The following is a 19374-nucleotide window of genomic DNA, read 5'->3' as shown; positions in this document are numbered from 1 at the left end:
TGGTTTAATCGCTTTACCGTTTAGAGAATTTGACTATTGCATTTTTTGGCTTAAGACTAATAAGAGGTTGAATTTCAATCTCTTTATTGACTTGTTCGATCTTATAGGTTTTTAACAGCCGGTTGATGGCTAACGTGATTTCGTACATTGCAAAATTATTGCCTATACATTTTCTAGGTCCTGCGCCAAAAGGAAAATAAAAATTACTTACGCTTCTTGAATCCTGAAACCGTTCTGGCATAAATTTGTTCGGATTTTCCCAGTTTGTAGCATTTCTATGGATTTGGTGTACAGAAAAAAGGAGAGTGGTTCCTTGTGGAATTTCAAATCCTTTGAAAGTATCACGCTCAATATTCTGCCGATCTATAAAGTAAACTGGAGGAAAAAGGCGCATAGATTCCTGTATGACATTCTCAGTATACTTACTATCTTTCAAAATATCAAAGAAAGAATGGTCTTCAAGAAGATCTATTTCTGAAACTAATTTTTCTTGTACATGTTCATCTTGACCTATCAACTGAACCGTAAAAGACAAAGCGTTGGAGGTAGTTTCATGGCCAGCAATAAATAAAATTAAAATTTCATCTATCAATTGTTCTTGATTCATCTTAGAACCATCTTCATAGGTCAAAGCCAAAAGCATGTCTAGTAAATCTTTACTTTCAGAGTTAGAATTTTGCCGTCTTTTTATAATTCGAATGAGCAAATCTCTAGCTTCTCGGCTTAAATTCAAGTTTCTTTTTAATTCCTGGCTTAGAACAAACCACCATTTTTTATAGGGCTGCCTTAATTCTTTAACCAGCATTTTTTGAGTTTCTTCTGTGATATACTGCAAGCGAGAAATTTCTTCTGCATTTATGGCATCGCTAAACAAGCTTTTTACCACAACTTTAAAAGCAAGATCATTAAATATCGGAAAGATATCTATAGGAGTATCGACCTCTATTCTTTCTAGTTCTTTGTCTATGGCTTCTACCATAACATCTAGAAGGGAGTAGATGTTTTTTTTGTGAAAAGCTGGCTGAATTAATTTTCGCTGTGATTTCCATTTTTGTCCTTCAGAAGTCAATAGTCCGTGACCTACATACTTGGCCAAGTCTTTAGTTTGGATATCGGTTTTCTTAAAATTCTTTTGGTTGTCCCTTAAGGCATAAATGGCAAATTCAGGGTCTCTAGAAAAAACCACTGAATTGCCTAAGCCTAGATTTAATCTAAAAGTGTTTCCTAAGGCTTCAAAGTTCTTTTGGTGAAAAGGTAAAGGGTTCTTTAGAATATTACCTGCATGTTTTAAAAACTCAATTACAGGAACCTCAGGGAAATGAGTGGAAGATGTCATAAATGTTTTGTTAGAATAATCCTTTTTGTTTACTTTCTCTTAGTTTGCCAAGGTGTTTGTAGGCTGAGTCGGTTACTTCCCTTCCACGAGGAGTACGATTTATAAAGCCTTGTTGAATTAGGAAGGGTTCATATACTTCCTCTATAGTTTCAGCATTTTCGCTAACTGCAGTCGCCAGAGTAGTTAAGCCGACAGGACCCCCTTTAAATTTATCAATTATGGTTAATAAAATTTTATTATCCATATCATCCAAACCAAAGGCATCTACATTTAAAGCCTTGAGGCTATACTTCGAAATTTCCATATCGATTTTGCCGTTACCTTTAATCTGAGCAAAATCTCGAACTCGTCTCAGTAAAGCATTAGCAATCCTGGGTGTTCCCCGACTCCTACCAGCTATTTCGATAGCAGAATCGGTGGTTATCGACACCCCTAAGATTGAGCCACTCCTTAAAATAATACCGCTAAGTAATTCCGTTGAATAGTATTCTAATCGACTTGAAATTCCGAATCTTGCTCGCATTGGAGCTGTAAGCAATCCTGAACGCGTTGTAGCTCCAACTAGTGTAAACGGATTCAAATTGATCTCAACACTTCTAGCATTAGGCCCAGACTCGATCATAATATCGATTTTAAAGTCTTCCATAGCAGAATATAGATACTCCTCAACTACTGAACTCAACCTATGAATTTCATCTATAAATAGAACATCCCGAGGTTCCAGATTAGTTAGCAGACCAGCTAAATCCCCTGGTTTATCAATGACTGGACCTGAAGTAATTTTGATTCCAGTTTGGAGTTCATTAGCAAGAATATGAGCTAAAGTTGTTTTACCTAAGCCAGGAGGACCATGAAAAAGAGTATGGTCTAGAGCTTCGCCTCTTAAGTTAGCTGCTTTTACGAAAACCTGGAGATTCTCTAATACATGAGATTGACCAGCAAAATCATCAAAAGAAAGTGGTCTCAACGCTCGATCTACCTCATGGTCTTGATTATCGAAATTGCTGCCCGTAGCATCTAAATTTTCGTTCATATTACAAATATAAATAAAAAAGCCTCCAAGAAATTTGACTTGAAGGCTTCTCTCTATCTTAAAGAATAATTAGTCATCCATTTCTTCTTCATGTTCCTGCAAAGGTACGTTTTGAGGTACAAAATCTTGACCAGCAATCACGTAATCTGTTTCCTCTTTATTCAGTTTGCTATAGTCGTAAGACCATCTGTGAACATGTGGAATTTCACCGGGCCAGTTACCGTGAATATGCTTCACAGGAGTAGTCCACTCTAGGGTATTTGACTTCCATGGGTTTTGCTCTGCTTTCTTCCCATAGAAAATTGAAGAAATAAAATTATAGACAAAAAATAATTGAGCACCTGCAGTGATGAACGCGAATACAGATATAAGAATATTAGTATTTGCTAAATCATCAAAATAAGGAAACTCTGTAAATTTATAATAACGCCTTGGTAACCCTGCCATTCCAATAAAGTGCATTGGGAAGAAAATACCATAAGCTCCAACAGCAGTGATCCAAAAATGGACATAACCAAGATTTTTGTTCATCATTCTACCAAACATTTTTGGAAACCAGTGGTAAATTCCAGCAAATAATCCATATAAAGCTGATATACCCATTACCAGGTGAAAGTGAGCAATAACGAAATAAGTATCGTGTACATTTATATCCAATGTACTATCCCCTAAAATAATACCTGTAAGACCACCAGTAATAAAAGTAGACACTAATCCAATGGAAAATAACATACCAGGATTTAATTGGAGGTTACCTTTCCAAAGGGTTGTTATATAATTGAAGGCTTTAACAGCTGAAGGTATAGCAATTAAAAGAGTTGTAAATGTGAAGACAGAACCTAAAAATGGATTCATACCAGACACGAACATATGGTGACCCCAAACTACTGTAGATAGAAAAGCGATAGCTAGAATAGAAGCTATCATCGCTCTATATCCAAAAATTGGCTTTCTAGAATTGGTCGCTATAATTTCTGATGTGATTCCTAGAGCAGGTAGTAAAACAATGTAAACCTCTGGGTGACCTAAAAACCAAAATAAGTGCTCATACAAAACAGGAGAACCACCTTGATAAGATAGGACTTCACCTTGTATATAAATATCACTTAGGAAAAATGATGTTCCAAAACTACGGTCCATCAAAAGAAGAAGACCAGCAGCTAAAAGAACAGGGAATGAAACCACACCTATGATTGCAGTAACAAAAAAAGCCCAAATCGTTAGGGGTAATCTTGTCATCGTCATCCCTTGAGTTCTTAAATTAAGAACCGTTACAATATAATTAAGTGAACCTAAAAGAGATGAGGCAACAAATATGGTTATAGCAACCAACCAAAGTGTCATCCCCAATCCTGAACCACCTATAGCTTGTGGTAATGCACTAAGCGGTGGATAGACAGTCCATCCAGCAGATGCAGGACCAGCTTCTACAAAGAAAGAGGAAACGATGACAACACAGGAAATGAAGAACAACCAAAAGGATAGCATGTTCATAAATCCTGAAGCCATATCTCTAGCCCCAATTTGGAGGGGTATAAGTAAATTACTGAACGTACCACTCAAGCCTGCCGTAAGGACATAGAAAATCATAATGGTTCCGTGAATTGTAGAGAGAGCTAAATAGATACTTGGATCCATTACTCCATCTTCTCCAAAGCGTCCAAGTAAAACTTCGTAAATCCAAAAAGTTTCATTTGGCCATGCCAATTGTAATCTCATTAACATAGACATTGCTATACCAATAAAACCCATGATGAGGCCAGAAATTAAATATTGTTTAGCGATCATTTTATGATCTGTACTAAATATGTACTTCTCTATGAAAGTAGGTTCGTGATGTCCTTCCTCATGTGCATGATCGTTCGCAAGTGGTTGTGCAGCTACTGACATATATTCTTATTTATTTTTATAATTAATTTTGTGCTGTTAGTTCTCCAAAAGTTTGCTGCTCCGAAATCCATTTTTGATATTCTTCTTCAGTTTCAACAACAATTTTCATTTGCATGTTATAATGAGACACGCCACAAATCTTATTACACAGCAAGTAATATTCAAACTCGTAACTTTTTTCATCTGGCCCGAGATTATCATTATTCTCACGAATTTCGTTGATATTTCGCACTTTATCAACCATGTAATCACTATTTCGGATTTCTTTAGAAGTTGTTGTAGGTGTAAAGCCAAACTGTGTGGTCATCCCAGGAACAACATTCATTTGCGATCTAAAAAATGGAAAATAAGCAGAATGTAAAACATCCTGTGATCTAAATTTAAATAACACAGGTCGATCCACAGGTAAATGTAATACTGTAGTTATAATATCATCTTTAGCATAAGGGTCGGTTTCACTGACACCTAATTGATTGATACCTTCTATAAATCTAACATTGGCCTCGCCAAGGGTTCGGTCTTCCCCAGAATATCTAGCTCTCCAAGCAAATTGATAAGCATAGATTTCAACGACAAGCGTCTCATCAGTTTCTTCAACGTTCATGATTTCAGACCAACTAAATAACCCGTAAATAATAAGAGCAGATAATGTGATAACGGGAATGATAGTCCATATAAATTCGAGTTTATCATTATCAGCATAAAAAATGGCTTTCCTTCCTTTTTGACCTCTATATTTAAAGGCAAACCAGTGAAGCATGAATTGAGTTATTACCTGAACAAACATAATAAGTGCTACAGATATGAAAAATAATTGATCATAATCTTCAGCATGGTCTGACGCCGCTGGCGCATAAAATTTGCTTAGGCTCCAAAATGAATAAAGCATAAGACCGTAAAAAAATACAATGAAAACTAAAAATAATTTTCCTTGGGTTTCGTTGTCTTTATTGGTGGCAATTTGTGAATCGTCACTTTCAATAGGTTGCGATAATTTGAAGATCTTTGAAATTTGCCAAATCGTAATTCCTAAAAGGGCTGCAACAATTATTATGAGTAATGCGGTCATCTTCTATCTTTCTTTTAATAGGTTTCTAGTAGTGAAAATGTTTGCTTTCTTCAAGGAAAGCACTGTGTTTTACAGTTAGAGGTGCTTTTGCTAAAGCACTAAATACTGTGAATATAAATATACCCAAAATCAACAAAACGGAGCATATTTCTGTAATACCAATGAACCAAGATTCTCCAACTGTGCCTGGCATAATAAGAACAAAAAAGTTGATATAGTTTCCTACAAGTATAATAATACCAGCAAAAATGACTATCCAATTGACCCTCTTGAAATCAGAATTTATTAAAATCAACATTGGGAGAAGCCAATTCAAAATTACAGTTCCAAAGAATAAAACGGGATAATCCTCTAACCTTTGTGCGTAGTATGTCACCTCTTCTGGTATGTTGGAATACCAAATCAATAAAAATTGTGAAAACCACAGATAAGCCCAGAATATAGAAAATCCCATCATGAATTTAGCTAAATCGTGAATATGACTGTTATTTACATGCTCTAAATAGCCTTTACCTTTCAGGTAAATCGTAACCAAAGCTATAGTAGTCACTGCAGAAACTAAAATACTTGCTAAAACAAACCATCCAAATAAAGTACTAAACCAGTGAGTATCAATACTCATAATCCAGTCCCAAGACATCATAGATTCTGTTACAATGAAGAAAACTAGAAACATAGCAGAAAGCTTAAAATTACGCTTGTGTAAAGTAAGGCTAAACCCCTCATCGAGTTTTCTAGAATTCTTGATAATCAATTTAGAGAAAATAATCCAACCGATCATATATATAGCAGCTCTTATTAAGAAAAAGGGTGTGTTTAAGTAGGCTGTTTTGTTTTGAATAATGGCATCGTTTGCAACGACTTCAGGGTCCATCCAAATGAATAAATGATTGAGGTGGAGAGTCGATAATACAAGTAGGATATACACAATAATTCCACCAGGAACTAAGTATGAGGCTATACCTTCCATAACTCTAAATAGGACGGGGGACCATCCTGCTTGTGCAGCATTTTGAAGGGCATAAAACACAAAAACACCTAGGGAAATTAAAAATATAAATAAAGCTGGAACATAAATAGCCGCCCAAGGTTTGTTTTGGAGTTGATGAAATAAATGCTCAGCATGTTCATCTGCATGATCTGCTTCGCCAGCGACGCTGGATTCCATGGCTACGCTATCACCAACGTGTGCAGCATCTTCTGCGTGAAGCATTTCTTTGACGTCTTCAACAGATGATGGCGCATCTATGAATCCGTAAATTAAGCCTATGGCTCCAACAATAATGAGGGCCAAAGAGAATAATTTTAATTTACTTGACATTGTATACATAATATCTCAGCTTGGTATTATAATTATTTTTTAAATTCAGACTCTAATTCAAGTTCTCTTGGTGCTTTACCTTCCAACTCAGCTTTTAGTTTCATAACATAATGGTCGACAAGCCAAAGTTCTTTGTTATCCATTTGAGAAGCGTAGGAACCCATAGTATTAATCCCATGCCACATCACGTGATACACACTTCCTTCGGTAATTGCTCTACCCTGATCATCATAACTAGGCACACCAAGAATTTTTTCACGTTCTACAAGATATCCTTTTCCTTTTCCATTGTCACCATGACATGTTGCACAATAAATAGTATAAAGCTCTTTTCCTTTAGCTAAATGCTCTTCCGTGTAAGGGACCTCATTTTTCAACTCAGCTTTTGCTAATGCGTATCCTTCTGAATCGTCGTCGTATTCGTAAGGTGTAAACCCTCTAGATATTGTCCCTTCCCCAGGTTTTTTTGCCTGTTGCCCATCCTGAAAAATATCGTAAGCTCCATAAGTATCATAAGGGATAGATTCATACATATCAGGAAAATACTGATAATTACGTTCCCTTTTATCTGAACACGAGATAAGGGTCATACAAAAAGCTATAAGTAATATGGTAAATAAACTTTTCATGAACTTATTTATTATCTATTAATTTAATTTCTGAAGCGCCATTTTCGTACAAGACTTCAGCAATAGCTTGAACGTTATTTTCATTGACAGATACTTCCATTAAAAATTTATCATCTGTCGTTCTTACGTCAGGATTCTCGGCTTTTTTGAATGGCCACAACTTACTTCTCAGGTAGAAAGTAATAACCATTAAGTGTGCTGCGAAAAACACTGTCATCTCAAACATAATAGGAACAAAAGCTGGCATATTTTGTAAGTAACTAAAGCTTGGTTTACCACCTATGTCTTGCGGCCAATCTTCTATCATAATAAAATTCATCATCCAAGTAGATACAGCTAAACCAACCAAACCATATAAAAAAGAGGTAATAGCTAAACGGGTACCAGGTAATCCCATAGCCTTATCCAAACCATGAACAGGAAACGGACAAAACACTTCGTCAATGCTATATTTTTTTTCGCGCAATGCTTTAACTGCATGCATCAAAATATCATCATCTGTAAAAATCGCATGTAAAACTTTCGATGCCATTATGAGTTAGATTTAGAATTAAACTGTTCTGTAAAATTTGGTAAAGGTTGTTGCTCTGGCATGTCATAGAGATTTGCATCTTCTCCTTTCTCAGCTCTTATTTTTTTATACTTTTCTCCAGAGGTTTTCAAGATGGATTTAACTTCAGCTTGAGCAATCACAGGAAATGTTCTAGCATACAATAGGAATAACACAAAGAAAAAACCAATTGTTCCTACAAAAATTCCAATCTCTACAAAAGTTGGAGAGAACATAGTCCAAGCAGATGGCATATAATCTCTGTGCAGTGAGGTTACAATAATTACAAAACGCTCAAACCACATACCAATATTTACGACGATAGATATAAAGAAAGAAAACATGATACTTCGTCTTAATTTTGGGAACCACATAAATTGAGGCGAGACTACGTTACAAGTCATCATTAACATATAAGCCCACCAATATGGACCCGTTGCCCTATTAAGGAAAGCATATTGTTCGTATTCCACACCTGAATACCAGGCCATAAATAACTCGGTAATATAGGCAACACCTACAATAGAACCTGTAATCATGATGACTATATTCATCAATTCTATATGTTGAATGGTAATATAGTTTTCGAGATTAGAAACTTTTCTCATAATAATAAGAAGAGTATTAACCATTGCAAAACCAGAAAACACAGCCCCAGCAACAAAGTAAGGTGGAAATATAGTGGTGTGCCAACCCGGTATGACTGACGTAGCAAAGTCAAAAGATACAATAGTGTGAACCGAAAGAACCAATGGTGTTGCTAAACCTGCAAGAACCAATGACACTTCTTCGAATCTCTGCCAGTCTTTTGCTCTACCACTCCATCCAAAAGATAATATACCATAAATACGTTTCTGAAAAGGCTTTACAGCTCGATCTCTTATCATAGCAAAATCAGGCAATAGACCTGTCCACCAGAAAACTAAGGATACAGAAAGATAGGTTGAAATAGCAAATACATCCCAAAGAAGAGGAGAGTTAAAGTTAACCCACAGAGATCCAAACTGATTAGGAATAGGAAGAACCCAATACGCTAACCATGGACGACCCATGTGAATAATTGGAAAAAGACCCGCTTGAATAACGGAGAAAATAGTCATGGCCTCAGCAGATCTGTTAATGGCCATTCTCCATTTTTGTCTGAAGAGCAAGAGAACTGCGGAAATTAATGTTCCAGCATGGCCAATACCTACCCACCAAACAAAATTGGTAATATCCCAAGCCCAACCTATGGTTTTGTTAAGACCCCAAGTACCAATTCCTTCAGATACAGTGTAAACAATACAACCTAAACCCCATAAAAAGGCAATGAGTGCTATGGAGAAAACCACCCACCATGATTTATTTGCCTTTCCCTCTACAGGTCTTACCACATCAAGTGTAACGTCGTGGTAAGATTTATCCCCTGTAACTAAGGGTTTTCTAATAGGTGATTCGTAATGAGACATAATTTGTTATAAATTTATTCCTAGTTAGTTGATTATGCTTCTGTAGTGTTTCTGACTTTAGTATGATACATCACATTAGGCTTAGTTCCTAAGTACTCTAAAAGATGATACATTCTATCGTCTTGTGTTTGCTTATAAACTACACTTTCTTTATCATTAATATCTCCAAAAGACATAGCACCATTATCACAGGCTGCAGAACATGCAGTATGGAATTCTCCATCCTCAATAACTCTCCCTTCACGTTTAGCATCTAGAATAGTTTTCTGAGTTTTTTGAATACACATAGAACATTTCTCCATCACACCACGTGATCTCACAGTCACATCAGGATTTAAGACCATACGTCCCAAGTCATTATTCATGTGGTAATCGAACTCATCATTTTGGTTGTATAAGAACCAATTGAATCGTCTCACTTTATAAGGACAGTTATTAGCACAGTATCTAGTTCCAACACATCTATTGTAAGTCATGTGGTTTTGACCTTGGCGACCGTGCGCAGAAGCTGCTACAGGACAAACGGTTTCACAAGGAGCATGATTACAATGCTGACACATTACAGGCTGAAATATCACTTGCACATCTTCTTCTGAAGCAACTTCTAATTCTCCATAAGTATTTATAGCACTAGTAAGTCCAGATATATTATTTTTCTTATCGTAATCCTCCACAATTGTTTCTTCCGAAGAATAGTAGCGGTCAATTCTCAACCAGTGCATATCTCTACTCTTACGTATTTCGGATTTACCAACAACAGGAACATTGTTTTCACTATGGCAAGCAATAACACAAGCTCCACAGCCTGTACAAGAGTTCAGATCTATTGAAAGATTAAAGTGATGCCCAACAGAACGATCAAATTCATCCCAAAGATCGACATCAGGGCTAGTAACCTCAACCTCTTTGTGATTCAAAGAGACCTTTGGAACAGCATTCCAATGTTCTCTGTCTTTGGTATTAAAAATTTCTAAGGTCGTTTCTTTTACAATATCTCGCCTACCCATCATCGTATGGTGAAGCTGGACACAAGCAAACTCATGAATACCATCCACCGCTTCAACAGTAACATTTTGGTTAACATCAAAGTCATTGTAAAGTGGGAAAGCATTTACACCTACCTGCATTTCTTCTTGGATAGACTCTGTTTTTCCGTAACCTAATGCAATACCAATAGATCCAGGTGCTTGACCTGGTTGGATAATTACAGGTAATTTAGAAATTTTCTTATCTCCTAATGAAACAACAAGGAAATTACCATTTAAAGCGCCATTAGCAACATTTGTATTAGTAAGACCTAAAGCTTCAGCATCTACTTTTGACATGGTCACATAATTATCCCATGATGTTCTGGTAATGGGATCTGGCATTTCCTGTAACCACGGGTTATTGGCTTGACGACCGTCTCCAAGAGAGGTTTTAGTATATAAGGTCAATTCAAATCCTTCAGCATCGCTTTTAGACATAAGCTTTCTAGCACCTGAAGAAAAATCAACAGTAAATATTTCTTTAGCTTTTGGGATTTCCATATCTATGGAAAAACTGCCATCATGTAAAGATTGATTCCAAGAAAGTCCATCAAAAGTAGACTTGAAATTAGTTTTTACATACTCATAATACTTACTTGAATTACCTGTCAATTTCAATAAGCAATCTTCAAATTGTTTGGTATTGAAAAGCGGCTGAATTGTAGGCTGTATTAAACTGTAATCTTTTTTTGTAAATCTCACATCTCCCCATGACTCTAAGAAATGAGGGGTTGCAGCAATATATTTACAACGTGAAGCCGTTTCGTCTTTCTTCATAGAAAAACCGACTGTTGTATTTATATTTCCTAAAGCAGCAACAAATTCATCTGAGTTTGGAAGAGAGTAAACTGGGTTAACTCCAGCAATCATTAAAACACCTACATTTCCTGCATTTGCTTCTGAAATTAAGGTTTTAATTTTAGAGTTTTGCCCTTGACGAATAAGTCTTGGGTTTTCAAGGTTTAAAACTTCACTACCCAAAGATTCATTAATCTCTAAAGCCATAGCTTGAGCTTCCAAAGATTGTAGTCCCGTCACAAAAATAGACTTAGAAGATTTTGATTTAAGTTGGGTTATCGCATTATCAACATGGATTTGTAGGGCATCACTAAAGTTTGTTGAAGCAACTCTACCAACGATTTGATTATATATCTCTACGACAATTTTCTTCTGTAAAGAGGGTTTAACTGGCACACGCTTATCAGCGTTGGCTCCGGTAAGAGACATATTTGCTTCAAATTGAATGTGGCGAGACATTTTACCGTCTTTAGGCACTCTACTTTTACTATAACCAGAATCAAAACCACCACCTTGCCAGTCTCCTAAGAAATCGGCACCAACAGAAACAATCATTTCAGATTTAGAAAAATCATAATTAGGCAAGGCTCTATAACCGTATTTAGCTTGAAAAGCATCTAAAGCAGCCTCATCAGAAACGGTATCATATACAATGTGAACAACGTTAGGATACTGTTCTTGAAACTCTTTTATAAGCTTGTCTGTTGAAGGTGAGGCAAAAGTTTGAGTTAATAGATATGTTTTCTTTTCAGCATTGAATTTTAAATCTGCTTCCAAGGATGAAAAAAATTCCGTCCATGTGACATCTCTATTTTCAATTTGAGGATTCTGTATACGCTGGATATCATACAGGTCTAAAACGGAGGCATGAACCCTCGCTTTTCCGGCAGAAGGTCCGTTGGATACTTTATTATTATCAATTTTTATTGGTCGGCCTTCTCTCGTCTTAACAAGAACACTGGCGAAGTCAAATCCATCTGCAATAGTTGTAGCATAAAAGTCTGCTACACCGGGGATTATACGCTCAGGCTGAACAACGTAAGGGATAGATTTAACTACAGGACCCTCACAAGCAGCTAAAGAAGCCGCTGCTGTACTGAATCCTACATACTTCAAAAAGTCTCTTCTGGAAGTTTGTGTACCCTCAAGATTTTCTTCATCACCCAAAAACTCATCTGAAGGGATATGATCTGCGAATTCATTTTGTTCAAGCGACTCTACTAATGGACTATTATCCTCTAGCTGTTCGGCACTTTTCCAATATTTCTTTTCTGATGACATATCAAATTCTAATTTTCTATATTATTATTAATAATGACACTTTCCACATTCCAAACCGCCCATTTCTGCAACAGTTAATTCTTCTACATCATACTTTTTGGAAAGCTCTTCATGTATTTTTTCGTAGTACGCATTGCCTTCAACTTTAATGTTGCTTTCTCTATGGCAATTGATACACCAGCCCATAGTTAAAGGAGCATATTGTTTTTGGATCTCGTATGTTTCAACAGGACCATGACAGGTTTGACATTCAATTCCACCAACAGTTACGTGTTGGGAATGATTGAAGTAAACGAAATCTGGTAAGTTGTGAATACGGACCCATTTGACGGGTTTAGTCTCTCCAGTATAAGACTGCGTAGAGGTATCCCAGCCAGTAGCTTCATATAATTTTTGAATCTCATTATCATAAAATTCTTTTGAATATTCTTCTGTAGCCGTTTCCGGTGCTACTTCAGCTATTTGCTTATGACAATTCATACACACATTTAATGAAGGTATTCCCGAGTGCTTTGAAACTCTAGCAGAAGAGTGACAATACTTACACTCAATTTGATTTTCCCCCGCATGTATTCTATGAGAATAATGTATAGGCTGTATGGGTTCATAACCTTGGTCAACACCTACCTGCATTAAGAAACTATAACCACCCCAAGCTACTGCTAGAAGCAAGAAAACAATAGACACTAAAACCAAAAACTGATTTTCAGCAAAAGCAACCCAAATCGGCTTACCTTTTGGCTTGTCTGCTTTTGTAGGAATTCCATTAGCTACAGCAAAACGGTTTAGAGTTTTATTGACTAAAATAAGTATCACAGATAATATCAAAAGAACTACTGATAGAAGTCCTAACACAATTTCTGTAGAAATCCCAGAACCTCCTTGTCCTTCTGCTCCAGCTGCAACTTGCGCCACTGCAACTACAGGCTCTGGCTTAGGTTCTTCTACATAAGCTAAAATGTTGTCTATATCTTGATTGTTCAATTGTGGGAAAGCATTCATAGCCACTTTGTTCCACTCCTCATACAATTGTACTGCTTGAGAATCTCCAGATTTTATTAATTCTTGGCTGTTTACAATCCATTTGTACAACCAATCCATGTCTCTGCGCTCAGTAACACCATGCAAAGAGGGTCCTACTGCATTTTTATAACGTTTGTGACATGCTCCGCAAAGAGAATTAAACAATTCCTTTCCTTTTACAGGGTCTGCACTAGGAATAATTTCTTCAGTGCTTGCTTCATCAGCATTAGATTCGGCCTCTACTTCATCCTGACCAAATGTTACGAGCGTGAAAAGCAAAAGAAACACTAAGAAGAGGTGTTTCAAATTTAATGGGCGTTCCATCGTCTTTTTCATATGATATTTATTAATCTATTTTAATGTGATGCCCATAAATACAAAGGATTGAGCATCAAAAAAACCGTCCACAAAAGTAACACTAAATGAGCGTTTCTGGAATACCTAGATATGTTAAATGGCAATTTATAATCTTTCTAAATAGAATATAAAAGCACTTGCTTTCCTATAAAGTGTACATTTGTTTGAAATTATATTTCATGACTAAATATTCATTTGTAAGTGTTTTTTTAATTATTTCATTAGTGACCTTCAATCACTTAGAGGCACAAAATAAGTTAAACTCCTCTGAGTTAATGACCGTTTCAGACCTATTAAACAAAAAGCATTCCTTAGAATCTAACAATGAATTAAAAAATACATATAAGCTTCAGATATTTTCAGGTTCTCTTGAAAAAGCCAAAGAAACTCAAGATGAATTTGAATCTTTAGAATTAAATATCGAATCTAGAATATTATACCAGACTCCTAATTATAAAGTCTGGATTGGTAACTATAGAAATAGAATTCAAGCAGATAGAGCTTTTGAGAAAGTTAAATATAAGTATCCCAATACACTTATCATAAGACCTGGGAAATAAATCTTGCTGAACCTCAGCTCAATTATTTTCGTGACTATTTATAATTGAAAAGTAAGGAATACATATAATTCCGACTTTAAAACCTATAAGATTTATTTTGATAACAAAAACAGCCATATTAATTTTTGCAAACTCCGCGCGTATCGATGCAGAGCGGAAGTGCATCAAAAATGGTAAGGAATTTTTTGATTTTCAACATAAAAATTTACTAAAGCTTGTAAAAGAAAGTAAACTTCCTCATTTCTGGATAGATGAAAATCGGCAGGTTGGCGATGATTTTGAAAATCGCTACTTGAACGCTATTCAACACATTTTTGATAAAGGGTATCAACAAGTCATTTCTATAGGAAACGATACTCCTGGTTTGGAAGTGAAGCATATCCTAGAAGCTTCAGAACTTCTCGAATATAACAGCATGTGCTTTGGTCCTTCTAGAGATGGAGGCTTTTACCTTTGGGGAGTAAAGAAAGACTCTTTTGAAAAGAAGTCTTTTTTGAATTTTAAATGGAATACTAAAGATCTACTTCCTGAAATACTTAGCAAATTAACTTGCAATTCTGTCCAATTCGACTGTATCGAAACCTTGATTGATCTAGATTGTAATGAAGATGCTTTTCTCTTACTTCGAAATAAATATATTGATTTTCAACTGAAATGCATCTTGCTTAAAATAGTAAGGAAATCGAAAAATCCCTCTACCCTTTTTCAATATATTGCAAAGACTCAACTAAAAAGTCTTTACTACAACAAAGGCTCCCCTCTACCTGCTTAACTTCCAGCAAGTAACCCTTATTTAAACTCTATAATTACACTTATGAAATATACAACATTTGTATTTTTTTGGGCATGTCTATTTGCAAATGCACAAGAAAACATAAAAGTTAGTTTACTGGATTTAGAAACCAATCTTCCAGTGGAAAATGCAACATTAACTCTAAGAAATTTAGAGCAAGGCATCGATAAACCACTAACTACAAATTTAAATGGCGCAGTAACTTTTAGATCTGTTCCAACCGTCAACGGGTATCAAATTTTATTTGAAGGGAATGAGGCTTTTGAAGCTTCTGAGAGTCAACTCTTCAATCTGCGTTCTAACGAAAGTCCAGCAATTAAACTGTATGCTTATAAAAAATCTAGCAAGGCAGAGAACCTAGAAGAAGTCATCATCACTAGTAATACCAAACTGAAAATCAATCGTCGTAATGCAGAAGTGTCCTTTGAAATTAATGCCAAAGATATTGAGCAAACTCCAGTAGAAGGTAGAGATATTACAAGGATATTGTACCGCTTACCCAATGTAACGCAAGCAACTGGATTTTTCCCTGAAGCTCCTACGGTGAGCATCAATGGTGCCAACCCTTTATTCACAAATTACACCATTGATGGGATGGATAATAATGAGCGATTTCTTGGTGGAATGCGTTTCAATATTCCCGCTGGTGCTGTAAAAGATATCACAGTACTTACCAGCAACTATTCTGCTGAGTACGGACTAACGAGCAATGGCGTTATTGATGTCACAACCAAATCGGGAACCAATACGCTTAAAGGTGAAACTTATTTTATCACTCGCCCTGGACCGAGTGTGGATGCTTCTAGCCAATTTGCTCAACGCGATTTATCTGGGAATCAAGTAAAAAATGGTTTTGCTCGTTACCAAACAGGCCTTGCTATTAGTGGGCCTATAGCTAAGGACAAAACCTTTTTCTTTTTTAACTACGAACATACAACTGATATAAAAGACAATTTATTGAATGTCCCAGACCTTGGCGTGAGTGAAACTGTTCGCGGCAATAATGCATTTAATTATTTCACCCTAAAGATCGATCACCTTTGGTCCGATCAATTTAGAAGTTCGCTTAGGGCAAATGTGGGTAGGATTGAGATTGAAAACCAAGGAGGCGGCCTTGATGGTGGCGTGATCTTTCCCTCTGCAGGAGCCGCTCAAGAAAGAAACAGTATCAATCTTGCATTCAAAAACAATTATGAAATTGGAAATATCGACGGAGAAACCAATATCCAGTACAGTCGCTTTAGATGGAATTACGCCAATCCTGAAAACGTTGGACCTCAAGTTACTCTTCGCAATCCTCAACAATTCACCATTGGAGTTCTAGGAAGTTCTGGGTTTGTTTTTGATGAAATTGAAAACACCTTACAAGTGCAGCAAAAATTGAAATATTACTTAAACAACCATACTATAAAAGCTGGTCTTCAATATATTTCTGGAGATCATGAATTGTTTGGAGGCGGTAATCCCGATGGAAATTATTTAGTAGATCTTACTCAAAATCAAACTAATACTATTCGTAATAGCGATCTTGGTAGTGGTTTAAACATCAATGACCTTCCTTCTAATGTAAATGTGGTCAATTATGGTGTGGAACTACGCCCTAACTCATTTGGAACCACACAAAATATTTATAGCTTTTATCTCGAAGACCAATGGCTGGTTAACCCTAAATTGAATTTGGTATACGGATTACGTTACGACTATGATGATTTATCTAAAGGCGGCAGTACATCTGGTGACACAGATAACCTTGCCCCGCGAATTAATTTCAATTATGAAATTGGAGAAAATTCGGTAATTAGAGGAGGGTATGGTATGGCTTACGATAAAATCTCTTATGCGATTCATAGTGATGCTTTACAGCAGAACACGACTTCAGCAGATTATCAATTACAGATACAAGAACTGATTAATCAAGGTATATTACCACAAAATACAGATGTAAATCGTGTGACTTTTAATGGAAATCTTACAGCCAATCTAACTGATGTAGACTATTTACAAGGACCTAGTCCAAGTGATCTGCAAGACCAGCGAGAGTCTGTTTTTTCTAATGAGCGTAGAATTTTAAATCCAAATGGATATGATAATCCATTCAGCCATCAATTTTCTTTAGGGTACCAAACCCAACTAGAAGATGATAAATTATTTTTTATCGATGTATTTCATAACCGAGGCCACAATCTTTTCCGATTGCGTAATTTAAATGCTGCAGAGGAGTTTCCGATAGATTCAGACTTCCTACCAAACGATGTTCGCTCACTAGAAGAAGCTGATGCATCTCGACCTATTCCTATCATCAATGGCCAAGGTATTATAGATGGTCAAGCTGTTTCTGGTGTCGCTAGAAATGTGGTCATGACAGAATCTAAGGGCCGATCAGAATACTGGGCAGCTAGTTTTAATCTTCAAAAAACAAGAGGGAACGACAATTACGATTACCGTCTGAATTATACGTTATCCAGATTAGAAAACAACACAGAGGACATCAACTTTAGAGCGCAAGATGCCAATAATTATGGAAGTGAATGGGGACCATCCATTAACGACAGAACCCATAATATAAATGGTATTTTCAATTATTATCCATTCGAAAATTCTGTAGTAACTTTTGCAGGACTTCTTCAAAGCGGCCAACCTATAAATAGAATTCCAGATGCAACAATTTTTGGAACTACAGATTTAAATGGTGATGGTTCTGCTTTTGGAGATGCTTATGTAGGTAACAGTGACCGTTCACCCGGTGAATCTAGAAACAACGACCGTTTACCTTGGTCTTTCAATTTTGATATTGGCATACAACATCAATTTTTAGTTGGTGAGACGCATCGCTTAGAAGTAAGAGCTGATATCTTTAATGTATTCAACATTGAAAATCTTAGTGGTTACAGCAACAATGCAACTCAAAGTAACCAAATACAGGCGGGACCAGCATCCTCTGGAAGATTCATACAAAGAAACGCAGGACCTCCTAGACAATTTCAGTTTGGGGTTAGATATCTGTTTTAAACTAAAATTATAAAAGACTAATTTTTAAATAATGAAGTATTTTCTAGTACTATATGCTTTTAGCCTGATGTTCATCTCGTGCCAAACCTCTTCGGAAACAAAACCGCTTATTCTGGATGACTACACTTGGGAAGATATTCAAGCAGGAGGACAAGCTCAGGACATGACAATGATGATGTGGAAAGGCGATCCAAAAATCAATGTCTACATGCAGGAATATATAAAACCTAAATTACTCAAGAAGCACAATATCAATTTGACTATTGTAGATGGACAGGGTAATTATATTGTACAAATGCTAATGGCAGAATTACAGGCTGATGCAAGTACTAGTGAAATTGACCTGATGTGGATTAATGGAGAAACCTTTTATCAACTGCGCCAGATCGATGCCTTGTTTGGACCTTGGACGAGTGAGCTTCCCAATGCTTATAAAATCGACTTTGAAAATCCTTTTATTGGTAAAGATTTTCAGCAAGCTATTGATGGTTACGAGATGCCTTGGGGGAATGTGCAAATGACACTTATCTATAATCACGATAAAATTAAACAGCCACCACAAACTAGAGCAGAACTCTTAAGCTTTGTAAAGGAGCATCCAGGAAAATTTACATGGGATAATCACTTTACTGGGCTAACGTTTATGAAGGCGTTATTAATGGATATTGCTGGAGGGGCCAACGTATTAAAAGGCGAATTCAATGAAAACTTATATGCGAAATACAGTGATAAACTATGGGTATACCTCAACCAACTAAAGCCTTATTTATGGCGACAAGGAGAAGTCTTTCCTGAAAATGTTGCCCAGATGCATCAATTATTTGCCAATGGCGAATTGTTATTTACCATGAGCATTAATGATGCTGAAGTAGATAATAAAGTAGAGGAAGGTTTATTTCAAAAAAGCTCAAGAGCCTATGTCCCTGAATTTGGAACCATTCAAAATTCTCATTACTTAGGAATCAGCAAGCTTTCTGAGAAAAAGCTTACCGCTATGTTAGTGGTTAATGAATTAATTTCAGAAGAAAATCAGCTTGAGAAAATGAAACCAAGTGTGTGGGGGGATGGAACTGTTTTACAAGTCTCAAAGCTAGATTCTGTTTTTCAAAAGAAATTTAATTCTATTGCTCAACGCAATTATGCTCCACCAAGAAAGGATATTCAGCAGAAAGCTTTACCAGAATTAGCACCAGAATATATGATCCGCCTAGCAGAAGACTTCAAGAAAAACCTTATTGACTAGATCAAC

The 19374-nt window shown here is 36.3% G+C and carries 14 protein-coding genes; 4 read left to right on the top strand and 10 right to left on the bottom strand.

The genetic code is table 11. The features are described from left to right. Positions 1-13: 13 nt before the first annotated feature. The 10 genes from P700755_RS09950 to P700755_RS09905 form a co-directional block, all read right to left on the bottom strand. Positions 14-1336: a cytochrome P450 gene (locus P700755_RS09950; RefSeq protein ID WP_015024539.1), complete on the bottom strand. Its 1323-nt coding sequence runs from the start codon at positions 1334-1336 to the stop codon at positions 14-16. A 10-nt stretch (positions 1337-1346) separates the two neighbouring features. Continuing rightward, positions 1347-2369, bottom strand: a complete 1023-nt coding sequence (gene ruvB, locus P700755_RS09945; protein WP_015024538.1) for a Holliday junction branch migration DNA helicase RuvB — start codon at positions 2367-2369, stop codon at positions 1347-1349. A gap of 69 nt (positions 2370-2438) precedes the next feature. After that, positions 2439-4259 (bottom strand): cytochrome c oxidase subunit I, encoded by a 1821-nt coding sequence (locus tag P700755_RS09940; RefSeq protein ID WP_015024537.1) that lies wholly within the window; start codon positions 4257-4259, stop codon positions 2439-2441. A 22-nt stretch (positions 4260-4281) separates the two neighbouring features. After that, entirely contained in the window at positions 4282-5328 is a 1047-nt protein-coding gene (locus P700755_RS09935; RefSeq protein WP_015024536.1) for a cytochrome c oxidase subunit II, read from the bottom strand. 25 nt (positions 5329-5353) lie between these two features. Then, entirely contained in the window at positions 5354-6658 is a 1305-nt protein-coding gene (locus tag P700755_RS09930; RefSeq protein WP_015024535.1) for a hypothetical protein, read from the bottom strand. A 23-nt stretch (positions 6659-6681) separates the two neighbouring features. Further along, on the bottom strand, positions 6682-7278 hold the full coding sequence (locus P700755_RS09925; RefSeq protein ID WP_015024534.1) for a c-type cytochrome: 597 nt from the start codon (positions 7276-7278) through the stop codon (positions 6682-6684). Between the two features lie 4 nt (positions 7279-7282). After that, positions 7283-7810, bottom strand: a complete 528-nt coding sequence (locus tag P700755_RS09920) for a DUF3341 domain-containing protein (RefSeq protein WP_015024533.1) — start codon at positions 7808-7810, stop codon at positions 7283-7285. Next, the gene (nrfD, locus tag P700755_RS09915; RefSeq protein ID WP_015024532.1) at positions 7810-9276 is read right to left on the bottom strand and encodes an NrfD/PsrC family molybdoenzyme membrane anchor subunit; all 1467 of its coding nucleotides are present in this window, start codon (positions 9274-9276) and stop codon (positions 7810-7812) included. The genes P700755_RS09920 and nrfD overlap by 1 nt, the downstream gene beginning before the upstream one ends. A 32-nt stretch (positions 9277-9308) precedes the next feature. After that, the gene (locus P700755_RS09910) at positions 9309-12383 is read right to left on the bottom strand and encodes a TAT-variant-translocated molybdopterin oxidoreductase (protein WP_015024531.1); all 3075 of its coding nucleotides are present in this window, start codon (positions 12381-12383) and stop codon (positions 9309-9311) included. Between the two features lie 27 nt (positions 12384-12410). Beyond that, positions 12411-13742: a c-type cytochrome gene (locus P700755_RS09905; RefSeq protein WP_015024530.1), complete on the bottom strand. Its 1332-nt coding sequence runs from the start codon at positions 13740-13742 to the stop codon at positions 12411-12413. 200 nt (positions 13743-13942) lie between these two features. On the opposite strand from P700755_RS09905, the gene P700755_RS09900 reads away from it, so the two are divergent. The 4 genes from P700755_RS09900 (at position 13943) to P700755_RS09885 (ending at position 19368) form a co-directional block, all read left to right on the top strand. Beyond that, positions 13943-14323: a hypothetical protein gene (locus tag P700755_RS09900; RefSeq protein WP_015024529.1), complete on the top strand. Its 381-nt coding sequence runs from the start codon at positions 13943-13945 to the stop codon at positions 14321-14323. A gap of 97 nt (positions 14324-14420) precedes the next feature. Beyond that, positions 14421-15095 (top strand): DUF2064 domain-containing protein, encoded by a 675-nt coding sequence (locus P700755_RS09895; RefSeq protein ID WP_015024528.1) that lies wholly within the window; start codon positions 14421-14423, stop codon positions 15093-15095. A 42-nt stretch (positions 15096-15137) separates the two neighbouring features. Then, positions 15138-18125 (top strand): TonB-dependent receptor domain-containing protein, encoded by a 2988-nt coding sequence (locus P700755_RS09890; RefSeq protein WP_015024527.1) that lies wholly within the window; start codon positions 15138-15140, stop codon positions 18123-18125. Between the two features lie 31 nt (positions 18126-18156). Continuing rightward, positions 18157-19368 (top strand): ABC transporter substrate-binding protein, encoded by a 1212-nt coding sequence (locus P700755_RS09885; RefSeq protein WP_015024526.1) that lies wholly within the window; start codon positions 18157-18159, stop codon positions 19366-19368. The last annotated feature ends 6 nt before the right edge of the window (positions 19369-19374 follow it).

The sequence above is a fragment of the Psychroflexus torquis ATCC 700755 genome (assembly GCF_000153485.2).
In the GTDB taxonomy this organism is placed as follows: Bacteria; Bacteroidota; Bacteroidia; order Flavobacteriales; family Flavobacteriaceae; genus Psychroflexus; species Psychroflexus torquis.
Note: the sequence above shows the minus strand (reverse complement) of the source record. Positions and strands in the feature narration are given on the sequence as shown.

Coding starts and splice junctions, on each gene's coding strand:
- P700755_RS09950 (WP_015024539.1), bottom strand. CDS start 1,336: ATGACATCTTCCACTCATTTCCCTGAGGTTCCTGTAATTGAGTTTTTA.
- ruvB (WP_015024538.1), bottom strand. CDS start 2,369: ATGAACGAAAATTTAGATGCTACGGGCAGCAATTTCGATAATCAAGAC.
- P700755_RS09940 (WP_015024537.1), bottom strand. CDS start 4,259: ATGTCAGTAGCTGCACAACCACTTGCGAACGATCATGCACATGAGGAA.
- P700755_RS09935 (WP_015024536.1), bottom strand. CDS start 5,328: ATGACCGCATTACTCATAATAATTGTTGCAGCCCTTTTAGGAATTACG.
- P700755_RS09930 (WP_015024535.1), bottom strand. CDS start 6,658: ATGTATACAATGTCAAGTAAATTAAAATTATTCTCTTTGGCCCTCATT.
- P700755_RS09925 (WP_015024534.1), bottom strand. CDS start 7,278: ATGAAAAGTTTATTTACCATATTACTTATAGCTTTTTGTATGACCCTT.
- P700755_RS09920 (WP_015024533.1), bottom strand. CDS start 7,810: ATGGCATCGAAAGTTTTACATGCGATTTTTACAGATGATGATATTTTG.
- nrfD (WP_015024532.1), bottom strand. CDS start 9,276: ATGTCTCATTACGAATCACCTATTAGAAAACCCTTAGTTACAGGGGAT.
- P700755_RS09910 (WP_015024531.1), bottom strand. CDS start 12,383: ATGTCATCAGAAAAGAAATATTGGAAAAGTGCCGAACAGCTAGAGGAT.
- P700755_RS09905 (WP_015024530.1), bottom strand. CDS start 13,742: ATGAAAAAGACGATGGAACGCCCATTAAATTTGAAACACCTCTTCTTA.
- P700755_RS09900 (WP_015024529.1), top strand. CDS start 13,943: ATGACTAAATATTCATTTGTAAGTGTTTTTTTAATTATTTCATTAGTG.
- P700755_RS09890 (WP_015024527.1), top strand. CDS start 15,138: ATGAAATATACAACATTTGTATTTTTTTGGGCATGTCTATTTGCAAAT.
- P700755_RS09885 (WP_015024526.1), top strand. CDS start 18,157: ATGAAGTATTTTCTAGTACTATATGCTTTTAGCCTGATGTTCATCTCG.